This is a genomic window from Cedecea neteri (assembly GCF_000758325.1).
GTDB lineage: Bacteria > Pseudomonadota > Gammaproteobacteria > Enterobacterales > Enterobacteriaceae > Cedecea > Cedecea neteri_B.
This window is the reverse complement of sequence record NZ_CP009459.1, coordinates 3,599,118-3,622,179: the sequence shown is the minus strand read 5'-3', so window position 1 is coordinate 3,622,179 and position 23,062 is coordinate 3,599,118. Positions and strand designations below refer to the sequence as shown.

Annotated in this window: 12 protein-coding genes; 11 read left to right on the top strand and 1 reads right to left on the bottom strand. The window is 54.0% G+C overall.

The genetic code is table 11. The features are described from left to right. Entirely contained in the window at positions 1 to 1,158 is a 1,158-nt protein-coding gene (locus tag LH86_RS16885; RefSeq protein WP_331280747.1) for a diguanylate cyclase, read from the top strand. A gap of 26 nt (positions 1,159 to 1,184) precedes the next feature. After that, positions 1,185 to 1,946, top strand: coding sequence for an EAL domain-containing protein (locus tag LH86_RS16880; protein ID WP_039303711.1), 762 nt, complete (start codon positions 1,185 to 1,187; stop codon positions 1,944 to 1,946). Between the two features lie 42 nt (positions 1,947 to 1,988). Here the strand turns inward: LH86_RS16880 and LH86_RS16875 are convergent, their stop codons facing one another. After that, entirely contained in the window at positions 1,989 to 2,285 is a 297-nt protein-coding gene (locus LH86_RS16875; RefSeq protein WP_039303708.1) for a YciI family protein, read from the bottom strand. A gap of 215 nt (positions 2,286 to 2,500) precedes the next feature. On the opposite strand from LH86_RS16875, the gene tonB reads away from it, so the two are divergent. The 9 genes from tonB to LH86_RS16835 all read left to right on the top strand — a co-directional run bounded on the left by tonB (position 2,501) and on the right by LH86_RS16835 (position 22,992). After that, positions 2,501 to 3,241, top strand: a complete 741-nt coding sequence (gene tonB, locus LH86_RS16870) for a TonB system transport protein TonB (RefSeq protein WP_071842843.1) — start codon at positions 2,501 to 2,503, stop codon at positions 3,239 to 3,241. A 286-nt stretch (positions 3,242 to 3,527) separates the two neighbouring features. Further along, positions 3,528 to 5,189, top strand: coding sequence for a ShlB/FhaC/HecB family hemolysin secretion/activation protein (locus LH86_RS16865; RefSeq protein ID WP_039303705.1), 1,662 nt, complete (start codon positions 3,528 to 3,530; stop codon positions 5,187 to 5,189). Positions 5,190 to 5,198: 9 nt separating this feature from the next. After that, positions 5,199 to 19,205 (top strand): hemagglutinin repeat-containing protein, encoded by a 14,007-nt coding sequence (locus tag LH86_RS22475; RefSeq protein WP_039303703.1) that lies wholly within the window; start codon positions 5,199 to 5,201, stop codon positions 19,203 to 19,205. Beyond that, a complete protein-coding gene (locus LH86_RS16855; protein WP_039303700.1) occupies positions 19,202 to 19,684 on the top strand; it encodes a hypothetical protein in 483 nt (160 codons plus the stop codon). The genes LH86_RS22475 and LH86_RS16855 overlap by 4 nt, the downstream gene beginning before the upstream one ends. 570 nt (positions 19,685 to 20,254) lie before the next feature. Beyond that, the gene (locus tag LH86_RS16850) at positions 20,255 to 20,509 is read left to right on the top strand and encodes a hypothetical protein (protein ID WP_039303697.1); all 255 of its coding nucleotides are present in this window, start codon (positions 20,255 to 20,257) and stop codon (positions 20,507 to 20,509) included. Positions 20,510 to 20,909: 400 nt separating this feature from the next. Further along, positions 20,910 to 21,944, top strand: coding sequence for a polymorphic toxin type 25 domain-containing protein (locus tag LH86_RS22855; RefSeq protein WP_231562699.1), 1,035 nt, complete (start codon positions 20,910 to 20,912; stop codon positions 21,942 to 21,944). A gap of 4 nt (positions 21,945 to 21,948) precedes the next feature. Next, a complete protein-coding gene (locus LH86_RS16840) occupies positions 21,949 to 22,404 on the top strand; it encodes a hypothetical protein (protein WP_039303694.1) in 456 nt (151 codons plus the stop codon). 50 nt (positions 22,405 to 22,454) lie between these two features. Beyond that, positions 22,455 to 22,544 (top strand): polymorphic toxin type 25 domain-containing protein, encoded by a 90-nt coding sequence (locus LH86_RS23050; RefSeq protein ID WP_197061686.1) that lies wholly within the window; start codon positions 22,455 to 22,457, stop codon positions 22,542 to 22,544. Continuing rightward, positions 22,531 to 22,992 carry a hypothetical protein gene (locus LH86_RS16835; RefSeq protein WP_039303691.1) on the top strand — a complete coding sequence of 154 codons (462 nt, stop codon included), beginning with the start codon at positions 22,531 to 22,533 and terminating at the stop codon, positions 22,990 to 22,992. The genes LH86_RS23050 and LH86_RS16835 overlap by 14 nt, the downstream gene beginning before the upstream one ends. Positions 22,993 to 23,062: the final 70 nt, after the last annotated feature.

Sequence of the window (23,062 nt, the reverse complement as noted above, 5' to 3'; positions counted from 1 at the left end):
ATACCAAAATCCTATGTTGATAATAGCCTGGACCTGTCAGGACGAACCTGGTACGAAAGCCTCAGCGTAAAAAGCTCTTTTGTGAACTATTCGAATATTTATGCCAATGCAGTTGATAAATCACCGGTAGTGACCATTGCCAAACTGCTGCACGACGATAAAGGCGAGCGGTACGGGGTGTTCGCCATGGATCTGAATTTGATCAATATGAGCTACCCGCTACGACAGCTGGAGAGCCCGAGTCCAGGGCACTTCTCGATTGTTGACCGTCAGGGAAGAGCGGTGCTTGACGCAGACAGCGATACCATCGGCACGGAGATTGTCTCACCGGCGGTGGTGCATCGTATGACAAATGGCCTGGGGTCATTTCATGATAAAGCTAGTCACAAGCAGTATTACTACTACTCCTTTTCAAACCCGGACTGGTTTGTTGTTTTTGCTGTAAAAGACAGAATGATTGATGATGCCGTTTTATATTTTGTCTGGATCATCTTGGGTGGATTCATTTTTTGCCTGACAATTTATCTATTATTGTGGTTCTTTATGCATCAATCAATGAAGTCAATGGTTGTCGATATTATCTCGATGATGCGTTTTGGACGTCTGGACATGAAAGGCGGCGTCGATAAACAAATTATGAATGAAATAAATGAAAGCAGTCAGCAAATAAAAAGTGCAAAAAATGCCTCACTAACGGATGGCCTCACAGGGTTGCTTAATCGCCGTAGCTTTGATAATGACGTTAATTATCTATTAGCCCGGGAAGCACCTTTTAGTCTGGCCATTATAGATATTGATAACTTTAAAAAAATAAATGATGGTTACGGGCATCTGGTCGGTGATACGGTGTTAAAGGTTATTGCCGATATAGGCATGAGACTGCTGGACGATCGTGCCAAGCTTTATCGCTACGGTGGAGAGGAAATTGCCTTTATTTATTTCTCCGACAATCAGGTTAAAGCTATGGAAATAATGGAACGTTGGCGTAAATCGGTCGAAAGTAAAATCTGGCGTGAACAAGGATTAGTTGTCACTTTTAGCGGCGGTGTTTGCCCATGGCGGGGTGAAAATTATGAAGCGCTTATTGAGAAAGCCGACAGGTTGCTCTACAAGGCGAAATCCAGCGGAAAAAATAAAGTTGTGATTTCGACCAGCTAAGAAAGCCTGCCAAAAGGAGTAGTTACATGGAGAAAAGCGCTGAGTTCATCGTTAATCGGGTGATGAAGAATAACTTCAGCATGGCTTTTGAGTCGTTACTGCAGCCGATTTTCGACACATCAGGTTTTACCTGTGTCGGTGCAGAGATGCTCATTCGAGGCGTGCATCGGCGGGCACTCGTCTCCCCGGACGTGTTTATTAATCGACTGGAAGAAAACGGGGGGATTGTTTCGCTGGGCGAACATGTTATCTCCCTGGCATTTAGCTATATGACGGACGTCATCGTGCCGCATAACGGGAGTTATTTGTTGCACCTCAATCTTTCGCCAGTTCAATTGAATGATGCCGGTTTTGCTGACCGAATAGTTGAGCTTGTGGCTCGGCATTCGGTTCCTGTGCAACGCATTGTCTTTGAGATAACCGACAACAGCATTCTGCTGGATGATACCGGGCGTGAAAATGCCGTGCGTCTTCGTGACGCCGGATTTCTACTGGCGTGGGATGATATTCACAGCGTTGAACAGCTCCATAGCAGACTGGCTCAGGTAGAAACGGACTTCATCAAGCTCGATCGTGCCTGCTTCAGGACCACATCCGGCGAAGAAACGCTCAATATTATCCGCCGTGCTCAGGAGAAAGAGGTGGATGTCATTGCGGAAGGGGTAGAAACCTTTTCTCAGATGCAAGTGCTGTTCAATAACAATGTCAGGCTGGCGCAAGGTTATCTTTTCTCACGGCCTCTGAACCGGGACAGTTTTCGCCAGAAGCATTTACAGCAGACTGAGTAACATACTATGAGCCCGCAACCAGCAGGCTCGTCGGAAGGCAAATCAGAATACTTTTTTAAACGGTTTTACTTCAACTTTAGCGTACACGCCTGCGGCGATATACGGGTCTGCATCAGCCCAGGCCTTCGCCTCTTCCAGAGACGCAAACTCGGCAATCACCGTGGAACCGGTAAAGCCGGCGCTGCCAGGATCGTTGCTGTCAACCGCCGGCATCGGGCCTGCGGTCAGCAGGCGACCTTCGTCACGCAGCACCTGAAGGCGGGCCAGGTGGGCAGGGCGAACGGACAGGCGCTTTTCCAGTGAATCAGCAATATCTTCGGCATAAATGACGTACAGCACGGGCACACTTCCTTCTTGATGTTGGGTTGTCAACCACGGTAAGTGAACCGTGCGCAGACTGCAATTGAAAGATAAACAGGATGTTAAATCCTTGAGAAAATAGCGGGAAACTCGCGCAGACAGCAGGAAAAAGTGCGCCTTCGGGCAATGCGTTGTTGAATATGATTGTTATTTGCATTTAAAATTGTCGTCTCCTGAAAGACACTGAAACCATTATGACGTCAATGACCCTGGAATTACCTCGCCGCTTTCCGTGGCCGACTCTTCTCTCCGTCGGGATTCATGGTGCCGTTGTGGCCGGGTTGCTCTACACCTCGGTACATCAGGTTATTGAGTCCCCAGCACCTTCGCAGCCGATCAGCGTCACGATGGTTGCGCCCGCTGATCTTGAGCCTCCTCAGCCTCAGGTTGTTCAGCCTCCGCCGCAGCCGGTCGCGGAACCCGAACCGGAGCCAGAGCCGATACCCGAGCCGCCGAAAGAGGCACCCGTTGTTATTCACAAACCGGAGCCTAAACCCAAACCGAAGCCCAAGCCGGTGAAAAAGGTTGAGCAGCCGAAGCGTGACGTTAAGCCGGTTGAGCCTCGCCAGGCTTCTCCGTTTGAAAATAATGCGCCCGTGCAGCCTGCGCCAACGCCAGCAGTGAAACCTGCCCCTGCTGCGCCTGCGCCTGCGCCGTCGGTGAATACCGGGCCGCGCGCTCTCAGCCGCGACAGGCCGCAGTACCCAACGCGTGCTTTTGCACTGCGCATGGACGGCAACGTTCGCGTGAAGTTTGATGTGGATGCCGATGGCCGGGTGAATAACCTCGAGATACTCTCCGCCCAGCCGGCCAACATGTTCGAACGCGAAGTGAAGCAGGCGATGAAGAAGTGGCGCTATGAGAGCGGGAAGCCAGGGCAGGGCATTACCGTCAACTTCAAATTCCGCATTAGCGGCGGCGCAAGTATGGATTAAGCTTCGCCCGTCTTTTAACAAGGCCACGTATGAGAATACGCGGCCTTTTTTATTTCATGGCCTGGTTGGTTTACTGCTGCAGGTTGTTATTCGTTCAGTTGTTGGTTTTATTTATATATTAAATAAAACAATGCATTAGATATTTATTTGTTCCTTATCCTAAATTGGCTAATTACACTTAAAGTAAATTGACTACCAATATTAATAGGGCATTTATTTAAGACTTTTCTTATTTATTGCTGCACTGGCATACTAAAAAGAAATGACAGAAATAGACTCTTATTTTATGCGCCATTATTATACGGCCGCCTTTCTGTGCGCGCTGTTTTACACGGATCTAAGCCATGCCGCGCCGCTGACGCCTGCTGACAGGGACACTATTCTCCAGCAGCAGCAGGATTTGCTGTTGCAGAACAGGCAGCAGCGAGAGGAGATCCAGCGTAGCCTCCAGCCCCGACTGGCAAGCCCTGTGGCCCAACCTGACCAGGGACCTTGCTTCACCATTCGCCATATTGATATTGAAAATGCCACGCTGCTTTCCGACCCGGCCCGGAATCGCCTGATTACGCCCTATATTAATCAATGCCTCGGCATGGCGAAGATCAATCAGCTAACCCGGGATATTTCCGACTGGTATATTAGCCGCGGATATATCACCAGCCGGGCATTTTTGACCGAGCAGGATCTTTCGGGGGGAACGCTGCATATTGCGGTGCTGGAGGGCAGGCTGCAGGCTATTCGTATTGAAGGGGCTCCTTCACGCCAGCTAAAAATGGCGTTTCCGGGACTGGAAGGGAAAATACTTAACCTGCGCGATATTGAGCAGGGGATGGAGCAAATAAACCGGTTACGCACCACGCCGGTACAAATTGAAATATTACCGGGCGAGAAGGCCGGGGAATCGATTGTCAATCTCACGGCAACGCCTGAATTTCCGTTTTCCGCCGCCGTAGGGTTTGATAACAGTGGGCAAAAAAGCACCGGCACCGGGCAGCTCACCGCCTCGCTGACCGCCAATAATCCGCTGGGGCTGGCTGATAAATGGTTTATCAGCGGCGGACGTAGCAGCGATTTCGCCAGCGACCATGATGCCCAAAGCTTTCAGGCCGGGGTCAACGTGCCCTGGGGCTATAGCCTCGTCGATTACAGCTACAGCTGGAGCGACTATCTCACCACCCTGGATAACAAAGGTTATCTGTGGCGTTCGACCGGGCGAGCCGAAACACATCGTCTGAACTTCTCCCGCGTGCTTTACCGAAACGGTGACTTAAAAACCGCCGCCTCCATCGGCCTGACTCACCGGATCAGCCGCAACTACCTGAACGATGCACCGCTGCTTAGCAGTAGCCGGAAGCTCACCAGCCTGCAGTTCGGCCTTAACCACACGCAGAAAATCGCGGGCGGCGTGGCAACCCTGAACCCATCATTCAGCCACGGCGTGCCGTGGTTTGGGGCCGAAAACGATAACGGCAAGCGGGGCGACGTGCCAAAAGCAGAATTCAAAAAATGGAGCCTGAGCGGCAGTTTTCAGCGCCCGCTGACGCAAAAAATTTGGTGGTTAACCAGCGTCTACGGCCAATGGTCGCCCGATCGGCTTTACGGCAGCGAGCGCTTAACGATAGGCGGTGAAAGCTCGGTGCGTGGCTTTAAAGAGCAATACCTTTCCGGCGATAACGGGGGCTATCTTCGCAACGAACTGAACTATGCCCTGTTCAGCCTCCCTTATCTGGGTGAAGTCAGCCTGAACGCTGCCGTGGATGGCGGATGGCTGCGCAATGACAACGAAGATCGGCAGGCTTCCGGCACGCTTTGGGGCGCTTCAGCAGGCCTCTCCGTGGCCGGGCGCTACTCCTCCAGCCAGTTCACCGTTGGTACGCCGCTTCACTATCCGGGCTATCTGGCACCGGATCATCTCGTGATTTATTACCGCCTGGGCCTGGCGATTTAAGGTAAAAATATGGATAAGCACCCGGTTGGATTAGCGCAACGCCTGTTAAGTTACCTCATCATCTGCCTGATCGCCGGGCAGCCGGTCTTTCCGGCGGTGGCGGCGACCATCAACCCGGTCACGCCGGGTACGCAGATGGATCAGGCCGGAAACGGCGTCCCGGTAGTTAACATCGCCGCGCCCAACCAGGCGGGTATTTCCCATAACCAGTTCCAGGACTATAACGTCGGAAAAGAGGGACTGATTCTTAACAATGCCACCGGGCAGATGACGCAAACTCAGCTTGGGGGGCTGATTCAGAACAACCCTAACCTCCGGGCCGGGCAGGAAGCGACCGGCATCATCAATGAAGTCATCGGCGGCAATCGCTCACAGCTGCAGGGCTATACCGAAGTGGCGGGCAAGGCGGCCAACGTCATGGTCGCTAACCCCTACGGTATTACCTGTAACGGCTGCGGATTTATCAATACCCCCAATGCCACGCTGACCACGGGCAAACCTCAGTTTGATGCCGCAGGTAACCTGCTGGCGCTGGATGTCAGCAAAGGCACCATCACGGTTGAAGGCCAGGGCCTGGATGCCAGCAAAACCGACGCGCTGTCGATCATTGCCCGGGCAACGGAAGTCAACGCCGGTATTCACGCCAAAGATCTGAAGGTGACCGTGGGCGCCAACCGCGTGTCATCCACGGGTGCGGTCACGCCGATAGCCGGAGAAGGGGCCGCGCCCGTGGTTGCCGTGGATACCGGTGCGCTGGGCGGTATGTATGCCAACCGTATTCACCTTGTGTCCAGTGACAAAGGCGTGGGCGTCAACCTGGGGAACCTGAACGCGCGCCAGGGCGACATCACCCTGGATGCCAGCGGCAAGCTGGTGCTGAATAACAGCCTTGCGAGCGGGGATCTCACGGCTCAGGCGGATAACGTCGCCCTGAGCGGCGAGCATAAAAGCGGGGGCGCAACGCAGGTTAATAGCCGCTCTGACATCACCGTCGCCAACGGTAAGTTAGCCAGCGATCGGGACATCACGTTGAACGGCAGCGGAAAACTGGCGCTGAACAACGGCCAGCTCACCGCAGGCAATGACATTGCTCTCAATGCCGGGGCGGTAAGCACGGATGCGGCCAGCGAAGCCAACGCGGGCGGTGCGATTCGGGCCAGCGCGGCGGCAGGCATGGGCAACGCCGGTAAGCTGACGGCAGGGCGTGACATTGCATTATCCGCTGACCAGTTAAGCAACAGCGGCCAAATTACGGCCAACGGGGACCTGAACGCCAAAGCTGGCAGCTTCAACAACAGCGGTAATGTCCAGGCGCAGCACAATATCCAGCTCGACCTCGGCTCATTCACGCACAGCGGCCAGATGCTGGCTGGGGCAGGACTCACGGCCACGACCGGGGATGCCTGGATAGACGGCATGTTGAGCAGCGGCAACGACCAGGCGTGGACCAGCCGCAATGCCTTTACTGTTGGCCCCAATGGCCAGCTTTTGAGTAACGGTAAACTTGCACTCCAGGCTGGCAGCGTCAGCCATGCGGGTACGATTAACGGCAAGCAGGATGTGACGTTAAGCAGCCAACAGTTTTACGGCCAACAGGGAAGCTCGCTGGCAAGCGGGGGCAACCTTGAGCTGGTGACTCAGCAGCTACAAAGCGCCGGGCAAATCACCGCGCAAAAAGATCTGACGTTCAAGGGCGAGCGATTTGAAACCCTGGCCGGCGGGCAATTGCAATCTGAAGGCAATATGCTGCTGCAGGCCAATAATAGCGCCACGCTGAGAGGCACCCAGGCCGCAAAAGGTGCGCTCGTGATTAACACCGGCACGCTGACACACGGCGGAAGCACGAAAGGGAATACCGTTACGCTTGGAGCCCGACAGATCGACACCAGCGGGAATATTCAGGCTGATGACGCAATGTTGCTCACCGCAGACAATATTGTGCAACAGGCCGGTGGCGCCCTACTGGCACAAAACAACTTACAGCTTAATGCCCTGAACTTTACCAACCGGGGCTCGCTGGACAGCAATGCGCTAACGCTGGCTATTGCCGGGAATATCGACAACCAGACTGGCGGAAAAATCACCGCCCGCAACGGCCTGCACAGTACCTCTGGTAGCTTCAACAATGACGGTCAGGTCGCGGCCTCCGCGCTTGACGTAGCGGCGCAGACCGCCCTGACCAACACGGGCAGCCTGCTGGCTGAGAAAAACCTGAATGCCACGGCGGCGCAGCTAAAAAACACCGGGCAGTTGGGCGCAGCCTCCCTCGACCTGAAAACAACCTCTTTGGACAACGGCGGCCTGATTCAGGGCGGGCAGAATCTCACGTTAACGGCCGCGGACCTGGCTAACCGCAGCGGCGGCAAAATCATCAGCGGCAGCGGCCTGGCGCTCAGCATCCCGCAGCTCACCAATGCCGGCCTGATTTCCGTTCAGCAGGGGCTGGCCATTGAGAGTCTGATGCTGACGAATAGCGGCAATATTGAATCTCAGGCGATGACGCTGAAAGCTGGCCAGCAGGTAGACAACCAGGCCGGTGGTGCCCTGCTGGCGAAAGATGCGCTCTCGCTCTCGGCTGGCAGCTTCAATAACGCCGGGAGCCTGCAGGGAAAAAATCTCGCGATCGGCGCGGGGCAATGGAATAACAGCGGGCTGATCAGCGGCAGCGAGGGCTTAACGGCCAGCGTTAGCGGGGAGCTGAATAACGGCCCACAAGGAAAAATTATCGTCGGCCAGCCGGACGCTCAGGGCGTCATCTCCGGCGGTCAGTTTGATCTCAACGCCGGGAGCGTGACCAACCAGGGCTGGCTGCAAAGCGGCGGAGGGGCGAACGTGACCGTTCAGGCCCTGGTGAACGCGGGGGTAATTTCCGCTAACCAGGGCGCAACCCTCGAAGGGCTAACGCTTGATAACCGGGGTCGCATTGAAGCGCAGGATCTTCAGCTAAAACTGCGTGACAAAGTCACTAACTTTGCCGGCGCCGTGCTGGCAGCCAAACGCAACCTGCAGCTGTCTGCTCCTGAGTTAGATAACACCGGCCAGTTAATGGCCGACAGTACCGTTCTGGACGCACAAAACCTCTCTAACACGGGCTTGCTGCAAGGGGATTCCGCGCTCAAAGCCACAGGCGACACCTTCAACAACGCCACGGGGGGCACCGTCCTGGCTGAAAGGCAGCTGACGCTTACCGCTCGCCAGATGAGCAATGCGGGAGAGATTCAGGCCGACAGCGCGGCGCTAAACGCCAGCCAGATGAGCAACAGCGGCAAGCTGCTTGGCTTGTCCATCCTCAACCTGACCGCGACGGATAACCTTGTTAACACGGGTAAAATTCTCGGCAAGGACAAACTTGCACTGACCAGTGGCACCCTCGAAAACCAGGGCACGCTGGCGGCGGCCGACCTCAGCGTCGACAGTCAGCGTAACGTCAACGGTGGCCTGCTGCAGGGTGAAAAATCGCTGCGCCTGGGTGCCACGGGGCTGAACAACCTCGCGCAGGGGAAAATTCTCAGCGGCAGCGGATTGTCGCTGTCCATTCCTGAGCTGAACAACGCCGGGCTGATTTCCGTCGAACAAGGGCTGATGATCGACGGGGCCAGCCTCAGCAACAGTGGGAGCATTGAAGCCAGCGACCTGAACCTGGGGCTGACGCAGGGGCTGGATAATCAGGCCGGCGGCGTGCTCCTCGCCGACAACACGCTCTCGGTGACAACCCCCAAAGGCAGTAACGCCGGAAAACTGATTGCCAACAATACAGCCCTGACGGTTGACGACCTGACCAATAACGGATTGCTGCAGGGTAACCAGGCCATTAGCTCTCGGGGGAAAACGCTGACTAACGGTGGCACAGGCCAGCTATTAACTGACGGAAATATTGCCGTGAATGCTGCGCGTCTGGATAACGCCGGTCGGCTGCAGGGGAGAAATATTACGCTCACCGGCGGGCAAAGCGGCGGCGAAAACACGGGGCAGATCCTTGGCCGCGACGCGCTGAATATTTTATTCGGCGGGGCATTCAACAACGGCGGGCGGCTGATTAGCCAGAATGATCTCGGCCTGACGACCGGGCCACTCAGCAATACTGGGATTATCGCGGGTTCTACCCTGAGTATTGATGCCGGGCAAGCCCAGGCAAATAACAGCGGCCTGATTCAGGCTGACGGAAAACTCAAGTTAACTGCCGCTGCGCTGCGAAACGACAAAGGTGCCACGGTGGCTGGCGGGGATGACGTCACACTGACGCTGCCAGAACTCAACAACGAGGGCAGTCTTTCTGCCGGCAAACATCTGCAGCTCGACGGGGGAAGTTTAGATAACCTCGGTGCCATTGACGCCCAAAGCGTGGACCTGAACCTGAGCGGGCAGTTTAACAATCTGGCTGGGGCTTCACTGGTGGCGGACAACCGGCTGGCAATGACCGCTCACGGCTGGACTAACGCCGGGCAAATTATTGGTGACAACGTCACTTTGTCTGCTCAGCAAGGGCAAAACGATGGCCTGCTGCAGGGCGACAGCGGCCTGAAGCTCAACGCCACTCAGTTTGGCAACGGCGCGGCAGGCAAAGTGCTGACCGGGGGCTGGCTTGATCTTCGTGGCGGCCAGTGGAACAACACCGGGCTGCTTCAGGGACAAACCCTGACGCTACAAGGCGGCGATCTGCACAACACCGGCTCGCTGTCCGGCAAAGACGGGCTGTCGATTAACACCGATAAATCGGTCACTAACGACGGGCAGGTTCTGAGTCAGGGAGAGCTGCAGCTTGCCACCGGCCAGCTGGATAACAATGGCGTACTGGCCGCGACAAAGGTCGGTGTTCAGGCCGACACGCTTAACAACCGGGGAACGCTGCAGAGCAACAGCGGATTAGATCTCCATAGCGCCGCCGTGACAAACAGCGGCACGCTGCTGGCGAAGCAGGCGCTGAATATTGTCGGCGCCAGTCTCGACAACGGCGGCATCGTGCAGGGGGGCGCACTCACCCTTGCCTTGCAAAACGGGCTAACCAACCAGGCGACAGGGAAGCTGCTGGCAACCGGCACGCTTGATTTCAGCGGAGAGTCGCTGAGCAATAGCGGCGCGGTGGCAGCGGATAACGCGCGCCTGGCGGTCAACATTTTCAATAACGGCGGGCTGGTGCAGGGCAATAATGGCCTGTCGCTGTCCGGTGCAGGGGCAAACCGCCCTCATCTGATGCTGCTGAGAAGTTTTGCCGCAGCGCCACCTCCGGCCGTTCGCGTCCTGAATAACCTGAGCGGCGGGAAGCTGTTAAGCGGCGGCCAGCTCGACATTGCCGCTAATGATGTGAGCAACGCTGGCACCGTTCAGGCCCGCGACAATCTGACCTTTACCTCAGGCAGCCTGAATAATCAGGGCACGCTTTCGGCGGGCAATTTAGCGCTGGATATCGCCGGGCAGTTGAATAACCAGAGCGGCGGCAAATTACTGGCAGCAGACACGCTGCACACCCAGAACGAAACCCTGGCTAACAGCGGCGTGATTGCGGCAGGCAAGCTCGACCTCAGCAGCAACCGCATTGATAACCAGGGCGTGCTCCAGGGCGACAATGCGCTGGCGCTGAATACCCCGCAGCTCAACAACCTGGCCGGTGGGCAGATCGTGAGCGGCAGCTCGCTGAACCTGACCATTCCGCAGATGGTCAACCTGGGGCTGATCTCCGTGAAGGAGGCGCTCACGCTGTCAGGCGCGAGCCTGGATAACCAGGGCATGCTGCAGGGCGGCAGCCTGGCGCTGAACTTTACCGACAGCATCCTCAACCGCAACGCGGCCAAACTTCTGGCAGAGAAAGGCCTGTCTCTGCAAACGACCAGCCTGAACAATCAGGGCACGCTGGCAGGTGACGCCGTTGAGATTACGACGAATACCCTGAACAACGCGGGCTTGCTGCAGGGCAATACGGCGCTGACCCTGGCCTCAGGCACGCCATCCACGCTGACGGTCACGAACCAGAAAGACGGGAGAATGCTTACCGGCGGGGCGCTGGCGCTTAACTTGTCGACGCTCGCCAATCAGGGAACCCTGCTGGCGCAGCAGGGAATGACCGTCCATGCCGATACCGTGGACAACCAGGGCACGATGCAGGGGCAAGATCTGACGGTTAACGCTTCTGCGGTGAATAACCTGTCCGGCGGCAAACTGCTCACGGGCGGGCAGCTGGCGCTGAACGGCCAGCAGATTAGCAACGCCGGGATTATGCAGGGGCAGGCCCTGGACGTGAAGGCGACGAACTGGGACAACAGCGGCAGCGCGCTCGGGATCAACGGGCTGACGGCTCAGGTTGCTAACCAACTGACCAACGGTGGGCGTTTGCTCAGCCAGGGCGTGAGCCAGATAACCGCCGGAACGTTAAACAACACCGGCGCAGTGTTGAGCGAGGGGGATTTAACGCTCAGCGGCGGCGCGCTGCTGAACCGCGGCAATATTCAGGGCAGCAACCTCACGGCCAACAACGGGGCGATAGACAACGCGGGTTCGGTCATTGGCCTGAAGTCGCTGACCCTGCAGTCTCAGCAGGACATCAACAACCGGCAGGGCGGCGCCATGCAAACCCAGGGCACCATGCTGGTGGCCGGGCAAAACGTGACCAACGGCGGCCTGTGGCAGGCGCAGTATCTGAAGCTGAACGCTCAGCAACTGCAAAATAGCGGCACGCTGCAAAGTACCGGCAACCTCGATCTGGCGCTTGCATCCGGCCTGACGAATACCGGTGCCATCACGGCCAATAACGCGGCCACGGTCACGGCGCCGGGGCTAACAAACCAGGGGCAGATTCAGGCCAAAAATCTTACTCTCAGCGGCAACTCGCTCAATAACGGCGGCAACATCAGCGGCGTTGAAGGCCTGGGTCTCTCGCTGAGCGGCAATCTGGATGTGCAAAGTGGCGCCAGACTGCTGACCAATGGCTTACTGACCGTCGGGGCCAATATCATCACCAACCTGGGCCACGTTCAGGGCAATGCGGTCACGCTCAACGCCGCCGCACTGAACAACCAGGGGCGCGTAGAAGCGAATTCTGCCCTCACCGGTACGCTGAGCGGCAGCCTGGATAACGGACAAAACGCGGTCCTGCTAAGTCAGGGCAGCCTGGAGTTTGGGGCGCAGCAGCTAACCAACACCGGTACCGTTCAGGGCAACGGCAATACCCGGCTCGACCTGCGTGATCGCGGTAACAACCAGGGGCAGCTCCTGAGCGGCGGTACGCTGACGCTCAACGCGCCAGGGTTTACCAACGGTGGCTGGGTTCAGGGCTTTGCGCTGGCGCTTAATGCGGGCTCGCTGAGCAACAGCGGGACGGTGCTGGCGCAGCAACAGGGGACGATCGGCGGCAGCTATATCCTGAATAACGGCATGCTGCAGGGAGGCAGTTTAACCGTTAACCCAGGGCAACTGGACAACAACGGCACCGTGTACGCGACACAGAATCTGGGCATCACGGCCAGCCAGGTGAACAGCGCTGCCGGGGCGCGGCTGCTTAGCCAGGGCAATATGGGGATCAACGCCGGGAATACCAGCCTGCAGGGGCAGGTGGCGGCGCTGGGCAACCTGTCGCTTAACAGCCAGGGCAGCTACAACCAGCTGACCACGCTGGCGGCGGGCAATACGCTGGCGGTCAGCAGCCAGGGGGATATTAACGTCAATGGCCTGCTGCAGGGCCAGGGCGTGCAGCTCTCTGCCGCAGGCACGTTGAATAATAACGGGCAGGTTCGGGCGGGCTACGGCGAAAGCCACCTCAGTGCCGGGCAGCTTAATCTGAACGGCGCAGGCAGCGTACAGGCGGGCGGCACACTGCGCCTGACCAGCCAGAACGGCATCAACAACGCGGGCTTCGTCGGCACCGCCGGTGATTTAATCGCCAGCGCAGGCGGGACGCTGCTCAACAGTGCCCTGCTGTATGCGGGCAATAATATGAGCCTGTTTGCCAACAGCATCCGCAACTATCGCGGTGATATTCTGGCGGGTAACAGCCTGTGGATGCAGCGTGATGCGGCGGGCAACGCCAACGCGGAAGTGGTGAATACATCCGGAAGTATCGAGACGCAGAATGGCGATATTTCTATTCGCACCGGGCATTTATTGAATGAGCGGGACGGGTTGTCAGTTAAAACGACAACAACAGCACCTCCAAATATATCCGGACTTGGTGAGGCAACGCTGAAAGTTCATTACAGCACACTTGCCGAAGGAACGTATGGATACAATCTAACGTACGATCTCTGGGAAGCGTCAAACTGTGGTAACAGAAATGGGGGGTGCAGTTCACACCAGGTATCTGTATATACCTATGTCCCCTTTAAAGAGTATGCCACACAAAAATTTATTGGAAATGAAAAACAGGTAAGCGTGAGTAGTAATGGTGGCAGTGGACGTATTGCATCAGGAAATAATGCTTTTATCACGGCCAGTATTCTTGAGAATAATGCAAGTAATATTCTTGGGGTAAATAATATTATATTGCAAGGTGACCAGCTTAGTAATCAAAGTTGGCAAAATAGTACGGTCACTGAGTCTTTTGTTTATAAATATGGACAAGATAAAGATGATGATTATGCCCATTATTCCATTCCTGCAGGCGGACTCAAAAACAGAAATAATAATTTCGAAACTTATCAACAAAATATTACATATAAATATATTGGCCGAGATAAACAGACTACGCTTGGGCAGCTGTTTGGCTCTGTCATTCAGGCCGGTGGCGCAGTCGTCGCCAACTTTAGCAACAACATCAGCAATACGTCTGTCTCAGCGAATACGCCAGGGTATACCCCTGGGCGAAACGCGCCGGGGCTTAATTTAGCCGGTGGTCCTGGTGTAACTGGCGGCGCACAGGCCACCGATCTAAAAACGGGCACCAATAATAATGTGATCGCGCCGCAGGCAACGATCAATTTGCCTGAAACCGGGATTGGTAACATCGAAAACCCAATCGGAAGCGGCGGACTAGCTGCCGTGGATAGCCGACCGCAGAATGGCGCGGACTATGGTCAGGCCGGCGGTAAGATCGCCGATGTCAATCTAAGCCAGCAGGGCGGGTCTGATATTGATTTGGCGGGCAAGGCAACGAGCCTGGCGGATTCGAAGGCGAATGGCGGCAATCTCACGGCTATTAAAGGTGATGCCGTAGAACTGACTAAACAGCCATCGGGCGAGCCCTCTCGTCATAAAAATGATGATATTGCCGCCGCTGCCGCTCAGGTGATAGCGCAATCCAGCGGAGGTAAGACACCACCTCCGCCGGGCTATGATTATCGCCCCATTGAGCTGACGAACATCTCGGATATTACCTCGAAGCTGACGGCCAGCGGGTCGCCAGTTAAGCTCAGCGATTATCCGCTGCCCGCCAGCGATAACGGCTATTTTGTTGCGAATAAAGATCCGAAAAGCCCGTATCTGATCGTCACCAACCCCAAGCTGGATGGCCTTGGACAGCTGGACAATAGCCTGTTCAACGATATCTATAAGCTTGCCGGGATGGCCGGGCCAAGTGCACCACAGGAAACACGTGCCACTTATACCGATACTAATAAATTCCTGGGTTCGGATTATTTCCTCGCTCGCCTAAACCTGCGCCCGGACTATGACCATCGCTTCCTCGGGGATGCGGCCTTTGATACCCGCTATGTCAGCAATCAGATCCTGAATCAGACAGGCAACCGCTACGTGAACGGCGTCGGATCCGATCTGGAGCAGATGCAATACCTGATCGACCATGCCGCTCAGGCTCGTGACAAACTGGGCTTAAAGCTGGGCGTCAGCCTTTCCGCTGACCAGGTCGCGGCGCTGGATTCCAGCATCCTGTGGTGGGAAAACGCGGTAATCGACGGGCAAAACGTCCTCGTGCCTAAACTGTATATCTCTCCGAAGGACGTTGCGGTGAATAACGGCAGCGTGATAGCCGGGAATCAGACGATCCTCAATGCCGGGAATATTACCAATGACGGCAGCACGCTGCAGGGCAAAACGCTGCTGAGCGCCAGCAGCCAGAACGCCATCAGTAATATTAACGGCGGGGCAATTAACTCGGGCGGTGACCTGCAGCTCAGCGCGCTGGGGAATATCAACAATATTGGCTCCACCATCGCCGGGCAGAAGGTCAGCCTTGAGAGCGTAGGCGGCAGCATCATTAACCAGACGCTGACCCACCAATGGGATACGGGGGGCAAGGCCAGCGGGCGTAATAACCCGGTTCTGTCATTCTCGAATACGGAAGTGGGCCCACTGGCTTCCATTACAGCCACTGACAGCCTGAGCCTCAGCGCGGGTAAAGACATCCTCAATACCGGCGCTAACCTAAGCGCAGGTGGCGATATGCTGCTGAAGGCGCTGGATAACATTTCCCTTACGGGCAACCAGCTTGTGGAGCGCGATCAGCGCGGCCGCAACATCAACGAAACGGTTACCCATCAGGGAAGTAACGTCAACAGCGGGGGGAACCTGAACCTGCAGGCCGGGCGCGATCTGACCGTTACCGGCAGCAATCTCAATGCTGGCGGCAGCGCCGCGCTGTGGGCTGGGAACGACCTGACGCTGGACGTGGCGAAGAACAGCCGCCATAGCCAGACCAGCAACATGGACATCATTGATACCAGCAACACCCGCACGGCCATTAGCGCCGGGAAGGATCTCTCTCTGGCTGCCGGACGAGACCTGAACAGCATGGGTGCGGCGCTGGCAGCACAAGACAGCGTGGGGCTGCAGGCCGGGCGGGACGTTAACTTAGCGTCGGCGGAATCTACCCACAGCGATAAGTACACCGCGAAGAAAAAAGTCGATATCAACGAATCCGTGCGTCAACAAGGCACAGAAATCGCCAGCGGTGGGAACACCACAATTATTGCCGGGCGCGATGTTAACACCCAGGCCGCGCAGGTGACGGCTCACGGGGATATCGGGGTAGGTGCAGGGCGGGACATCAACCTCGCCACGGCGACCGACAGCGACTATCACTACGACGAAGAAACCAAAACCAAAAAAGGGTTCCTGAGCAGCAAAACGACCCACACCATCAACGAAACCAGCTCGACCCGCGAAGCCGGCACGTTGCTGAGCGGCGATAACGTGACGCTGAGAGCGGGTAACGATCTGCTGGTGAAAGGCTCGTCCGTAGTGGGCGACGGCAATGTGGCGCTGAACGCGGGTCATAACGTCGATATCGTGGCCGCGACGGACACGGACACCGCCTGGCACTTTAAGGAGACCAAAAAGAGCGGCCTGATGGGCACCGGCGGCATTGGCTTTACCATCGGCAGCAGCAAAAGTACCCACGATCTGCGTGAGCAAGGTACCACCCAGAGCCAGAGCATCAGCACCGTGGGATCTACAGGCGGCAACGTCAGCGTGAATGCCGGGGGAATGGCGCACATCGGCGGTGCCGATCTGGTCGCAGGCAAGGATCTGTCGGTCACTGGCGATAGCGTTCTCATTGAGCCGGGGCACGACAAGCGTACCCGCGATGAGAAATTTGAGCAGAAGAGCACCGGGCTGACCGTGGCGCTTTCCGGGGCGGTGGGAGACGCGGTCAACAGCGCGGTGACCACTGCGCAAGCGACGAAAAATGAAAGCGACGGCAGGCTGGCCGCGTTACAGGCTACCAAAACGGCGCTGGCCGGGAGCCAGGCATATCTGAACTCTCAGAAAGCAGGTGCGGACAAAGATCCTGATAACGGCATTCGGGTAAGCGTCTCCCTGACGACACAAAAATCGAAATCAGAGCAGCACGCCGAATCGGACGTAGTGAAAGGCTCGAGTCTCACGGCCGGGAATAACCTGAATGTCATCGCGACCGGGAAAGGAAACGGCGCGGAAAGCGGCAATATCCTGATTGGCGGCAGCCAGCTCAAAGCGGGAGGAGACACTTCTCTGGCGGCGAGCAACGACATTGTGCTGAGCGGGGCGGCCAACACGCAGCTGACCACCGGCAAAAACAGCAGCAGTGGCGGAGGCATTGGCGTCGGTTTCGGCGTGAACAGCGGTTCTGCGGGGCTCAGCGTCTTTGCCAACGTCAACGCCGCCAACGGTAAGGACAAAGGGAACGGCACGAGCTGGACGGAAACCACGCTCGACAGCGGCGGCACGGTGTCGCTCACCAGCGGCCGCGATGCCATCCTGAACGGGGCCCAGGTTAACGGCGATAAAGTTATCGCCGACATTGGCCGGGACCTGCTGATCAGCAGCCAGCAAGACTCGAATAGCTACGACAGCAAACAGACGAGTATGGCCGCAGGAGGCAGCTACACCTGGGGCACAGACGGTGGTGCTTCCGGCTATATCAGCCTCAGCCAGGACAAGATGAAAAGCACCTACGATTCGGTGCTGGAACAAAGCGGTATTTTTGCCGGCAACGGCGGCTTTGACATTACCGTGGGCAACCACACTCAGTTGAACGGGGCAGTGATCGCCAGCCGGGCCGGGGCGGATAAAAACAGCCTCGATACCGGGACGCTGGGCTTCTCTGACATCGGCAACAAAGCCGACTATAAAGTCAGCCACAGCGGCATCAGCCTGTCCGGCGGCACGAATATGTCCCCTGGATCAATGCTGGCCGCTAACGGCCTGGCGAACGTCGGCACGCTGCTGGCCGGGATGAACGGGAAAGGCCACGCCGATGGCACCACGCAATCCGCCTTGGCGGATGGTAATATCACAATTCGTGACAGGGCGAATCAGCAGCAGGACGTTGCTGCGCTGAGTCGCGACACCGAACATGCCAACGGCAGTATCGGGCAGATCTTTAACAAAGAGGAAGAGCAAAAACGCCTGCAGACGGCGCAGCTGGTGGGTGAAATCGGCGGCCAGATGACCAGTGTAGTGTCAACCTATGGCGACACAAAGGCGCTGGAGGCCGCGCGTGCGGAAGGCGGTAAATACGCCAACATGAGCGCTAAAGAGCTGCGTAATACGGAGGCCTACCAGAAAGCGTTTGGTGATTACGGCATCGGCGGTAAATACCAGATGATAGCGCAGTCGGTGAGCGGCATTCTGGCGGGCGCCGCCGGGGGCGATTTCAATAAAGCTCTGGCGGGCGGCCTGAACCCGGTGATGGCACAGGTTATTAAAGGGGCCACTACCAAGGGTGACGAAGTCAATGAACCTGCTAACCTGATGGCGCATGCGGTCTGGGGTGCTCTGGCGGCGCAGCTTTCAGGCGGCAATGCAGCAGCAGGCGCGGCGGGCGCATTCAGCGGTGAGCTGGCGGCAAGGCATATCGCCGCCGAGATGTTCCCGGATACAAAACCTGGGGATTTGAATCAGGACCAAAAACAGCTCGTCAGCCTGCTGGGCACCATGGCGGCAGGGATCGCCGGTGGCGTGGTGGGGAATAGCACCGCAGCAGCGACCACGGGCGCTCAGGCCGGGAAGAATGCGGTTGAGAATAACATGATGGCAGCACCTATGCCTCCCCCGGCGTTACCGGGGGAGGCAGGCGCAGCGGGTGCCGCCTCTGCAGGTGCAGTAGGCTACAATACCCAGGGTAGTGTCAGCCGTGACGGTGAATCTTGGGACGAAGTTGGTGGCGGCTGTGAAGGAACTCGCGAGCAGTGCGCGGTGCGAGATGGAACACGTGATGGAACTCGTGGGCCGGGCCATGTAATGAATGGTGCCGGAGATGATGAGGGTAAACAGCCTAATATTGCTAAAGATATGACGGCTGAAGAGAAAAAAGAAATAGGAGGAACCGGTTCATCAGGTGGAAATTCTCCTAAAAATGATGATGATGACAGGAATAAATTAGAATCCACAGGCTCTGGTGAGAAAAATAACTTTGTAAAAGATTATAAGGTTGATTTAGATAAAGGTGACAAAGTTAATTTGGAACTTTTCAATCAGAGAAAAAGTGTTTCTGGTGGTAAGGCTGATTTTGTGGATCCTAAAACTGGTTGGAGACTGTCCCCTGATAGGGCAGGAAACAATTCACATGGCGGTAGTGCTTGGAAGTTGCTAGATAAAAATGGCAATAGAATTGCTACATTAGACAAGAATGGGAATGTGTTAAGAAAATGAATAAGTTGCAGAAAATATTGAATGATATAGACTTTGATGATCAGAGTTCGATAAATGATCTATTTATTGAAATTATTGTCTCTCACTTTACACACTATTTGTCTGGGGGTGAATATCTTGCAGAAGAAATAATCAGCTTTGCTGATGTAGGAAATGATCCTGAAAAAATAAGGTGGTTCTTAAATGTCGAGAAGAAATTCTTATCTTTATATTCTGATTTATATGAGGCATCTCGAGGTCATGTTTCTTTAATATTAGATGGTATTGTTCATGAAAATATTGAATTTCTCACTTATTCTAAGGCAGTATCATCAGCCATGAGAGAAAAACCTCTATGTAATTTTTATTTTCATGATATAGGCTTATATGCTATGGCTGGTTATGATTTAACCCATTCATTTTATTTATTTAAAAGTGAAGAGGTGTATCTCACCTCAATAAAGTCCATGATAAAAAAAACAGGGTTGAATGTTTTATAATAGCGATAGTCTGATATCGACAGTGAAATTTCTGTAGATATGACGTGTTGGTTATTGGAGTAATGATATCGGATATTGATTTTATAAAAAATATTGTCATTAATGATTTTTATCATGATATTTTTTGTATGAATGAAAGATGGTGCTCTTCTTTGACTATCAATATTTATCTATACCTTTTCAGTTGCATGTGGTCAGCGACATGGAGGTGGTGAGACACCTTTATGTCGCGCTAATTGGTCATTAATTTTGTATGCAATATTTCTCTCTTCTGTAAGCTATATACTTCAACACCTGAACATTATATGATGCTGCACAAAAACACAGAGCCTGATTCACTGGCTATATACAATCTTCCGAGGTGTCTCCTAAAAATAACACGGTGGAATGTAACGTTGCATTGTTGATAAAGATTACGCTTTGACCATGTTGAAAAGGTTGATCGTTCTACTTATCCCCAATCGCTGACCAAACGAAAAAAGATATTATTGGTGCAATTACTAGCTCTACTGCATCTGAACTTACAGGGAAGGTTGCAAAAGATGAGTTAGATAAGATGGATAAAAAATAATGAAGCGTTTTAGTAAGGTTAGTATGTCTTGGTTTTTTTTCTTAGTGGCTTACTGTGCGGTTTTAATCTCTGCTGTACTTTTTATTTGCCAGCTTGTACTGTCAATGATTTCATACATCAATAATGACGTATTTATTTTTTCATGGAAAGAGTCATTATATATTGCCTTGAGAAAAGGAAGTGTTGCGGGAGCTACTTTGGGTGCAGGATTGTGGTTAAAAGATAAGTTGTATGACCTCCGCAAAAGAACATAGTGGTTTAACATTCGAGTAACTCCATACATGATAGTAAGATGGCATCTCTGTTTGGCTCTAATGAAAACCCGGCGTTGCCGGGCCTCTTTTAAGCATTAATCAATCTGAGGTATCGCGCGAGGCTTGCATTCTTTGTTCACTGCCACGTGGATAAAATGGCCTCTGTGGCTTTGTCGTGTTGGTCGATAGGTTCGGAAGAAACCTGTTTCACCTAAACTTTTATATTTATTATGAGCAGACGTTATCAAACATAACGTAGCAGGCGAATCAGCAGCAGGACGTTGCTGCGCTGAGTCGCGACACCGAACATGCCAACGGCAGTATCGGGCAGATCTTTAACAAAGAGGAAGAGCAAAAACGCCTGCAGACGGCGCAGCTGGTGGGTGAAATCGGCGGCCAGATGACCAGCGTAGTGTCGACGTATGGCGATCTGCAGGCGCTGGATGCGGTGCGCGCGGAAGGCGGTAAATACCAGATGATAGCGCAGTCGGTGAGCGGCATTCTGGCGGGCGCCGCCGGGGGCGATTTCAATAAAGCTCTGGCGGGCGGCCTGAACCCGGTGATGGCACAGGTTATTAAAGGGGCCACTACCAAGGGTGACGAAGTCAATGAACCTGCTAACCTGATGGCGCATGCGGTCTGGGGTGCTCTGGCGGCGCAGCTTTCAGGCGGCAATGCAGCAGCAGGCGCGGCGGGCGCATTCAGCGGCGAGCTGGCGGCAAGGCATATCGCCGCCGAAATGTTCCCGGATACAAAACCTGGGGATTTGAATCAGGACCAAAAACAGCTCGTTAGTCTGCTCGGCACCATGGCGGCAGGGATCGCCGGTGGCGTGGTAGGGAATAGCACCGCAGCGGCGACCACGGGCGCGCAGGCCGGGAAGAATGCGGTTGAGAATAATGCTGCATCACCCTGGGGAGCGTTGGTTCCGAGTACAACACAACAAGATGCATCGTTGGCTTTCAGTCTGGGAGATAAAGGTGTCGCCAGCGACAAAATAACCAAAGCAATAGAAAAATCAGATCTCAGCCCACCATTCGGAGATGTAGCAAAAATTAAAGGTGATGTGAAAGGACAAGTGGCGGCAGGTATGGGGGCAGGAGGGTATCTTGAAAGTGTTCTTTCCGAAGATAAATTCGCGATCAATGGGGGTGTGACAAAGGCCATCGGCTGGCGAGCTGATGCATCTGTAGGTTTGACTTTTGGGCCTTACCCGATTAAAGATTTCAGCCCTTCCTATGATTATGCAGGTTCCCTATCGGCTGGAATTATTTCTGTTGAGGGGTCTGTTGGTAAAGACGGTATTGGTGGTTCTTTGAGATTTGGCGCAGGAATTGGCGCAAGTTTCCGACAAAGTGAAAACCGCAATAATCAGCCCGAGCTTAATGGGTCCGGTAGTACCGAAATAATGTCGTGGCCTATCAAAAAGGACTAACTAAATGATGCTGTTGCTGTTAGGTATTGCTCTGATTGCGTTTGCTGTTGGAACAGTCATATTCTATCGGTTTGGTAAGATAACGGAGAGAAATCTTCAGTCTCCCGTAACAACAATGCATTTTTTTGATTCACTTTTTTTTGGACTTGGAAGAAAAAGCGAGATGAACATTGCTGCCTGTTCTTTCTTGATTTTTTTACTAAGCCTGTGGGGAATCTTTTATTTAAAATTGAAACCCCATTTTTGGGGGAGTCCCGAAAGTTATTTTGGCTTGGGGATCGCCGGAATTTTCTTTCTGATAATGCATTGTCGCTATAGTGCAAAGCATGTTGTTATCAAGCATGATGGCCTGGCACCGATGAGGGAGTTAACTAATATCAGAAGATCTGGATTCACCAGCCCATTTTTATGGCTAAGTCGGATTGGGTATCTGGGATGGTTGATCGGGATGATGCACTGACTTAGAATAATAACATCAATATATTTTCTGGTGTAAGTCCTGATCTCGGATTGAAAACATCCACAACCTCACATCAGAGTGAAAAAATTGAAATGAATGGCGATACGACTAAGGAAATCTATCACTATGATTTCAAATGATATTGTATTTAACATGCTGTCTGTGATGATGTTATTTTTCCTGATTATGTTCGCAGGATGTTTTTTCATTTTTGTTTATAAGGTGCTCGGTGGTCCAAGGATTGGACGCGATTCTTTTCTTTTTTTTAATTTCATCTTTTTCAGGCGTAATATTTTATCAGGACTGGCATTGATCTTTCTTGTGCTGGCCTATGCAGCTGAAGCTTTTGCTCAGTTGCGGGAAGGTGCAAGTATCATGTCACTGCTAGCGAATGTGTCCGGGAGTCTGTCAATTTTGCTTTTCGGCGTATACGGGAAGTATTTATATCGGGGAGTTATTGATGATAAAAATCCATTTTTTTTCATCAAGGTATTCCTGACTAAGGTTGGTTTTTCTTTTGCGGATGTGCTTCTCTGGCTATCGAGATTTACCTATATTGCCTGGATTGTAATAATTATTTATAACTGAATATTGCATGTTACCTGCAGTCTAAAGGCTTAGTGAATAAAAAAACGACATTTTTGCCGGGCTTCTCTTA

Bases quoted from the DNA above. Each gene is read 5' to 3' on its own strand.
- LH86_RS16880 (WP_039303711.1), top strand. From the start codon at position 1,185: ATGGAGAAAAGCGCTGAGTTCATCGTTAATCGGGTGATGAAGAATAAC.
- tonB (WP_071842843.1), top strand. From the start codon at position 2,501: ATGACGTCAATGACCCTGGAATTACCTCGCCGCTTTCCGTGGCCGACT.
- LH86_RS16865 (WP_039303705.1), top strand. From the start codon at position 3,528: ATGCGCCATTATTATACGGCCGCCTTTCTGTGCGCGCTGTTTTACACG.
- LH86_RS22475 (WP_039303703.1), top strand. From the start codon at position 5,199: ATGGATAAGCACCCGGTTGGATTAGCGCAACGCCTGTTAAGTTACCTC.
- LH86_RS16855 (WP_039303700.1), top strand. From the start codon at position 19,202: ATGAATAAGTTGCAGAAAATATTGAATGATATAGACTTTGATGATCAG.
- LH86_RS16850 (WP_039303697.1), top strand. From the start codon at position 20,255: ATGAAGCGTTTTAGTAAGGTTAGTATGTCTTGGTTTTTTTTCTTAGTG.
- LH86_RS22855 (WP_231562699.1), top strand. From the start codon at position 20,910: ATGACCAGCGTAGTGTCGACGTATGGCGATCTGCAGGCGCTGGATGCG.
- LH86_RS16840 (WP_039303694.1), top strand. From the start codon at position 21,949: ATGATGCTGTTGCTGTTAGGTATTGCTCTGATTGCGTTTGCTGTTGGA.
- LH86_RS16835 (WP_039303691.1), top strand. From the start codon at position 22,531: ATGATTTCAAATGATATTGTATTTAACATGCTGTCTGTGATGATGTTA.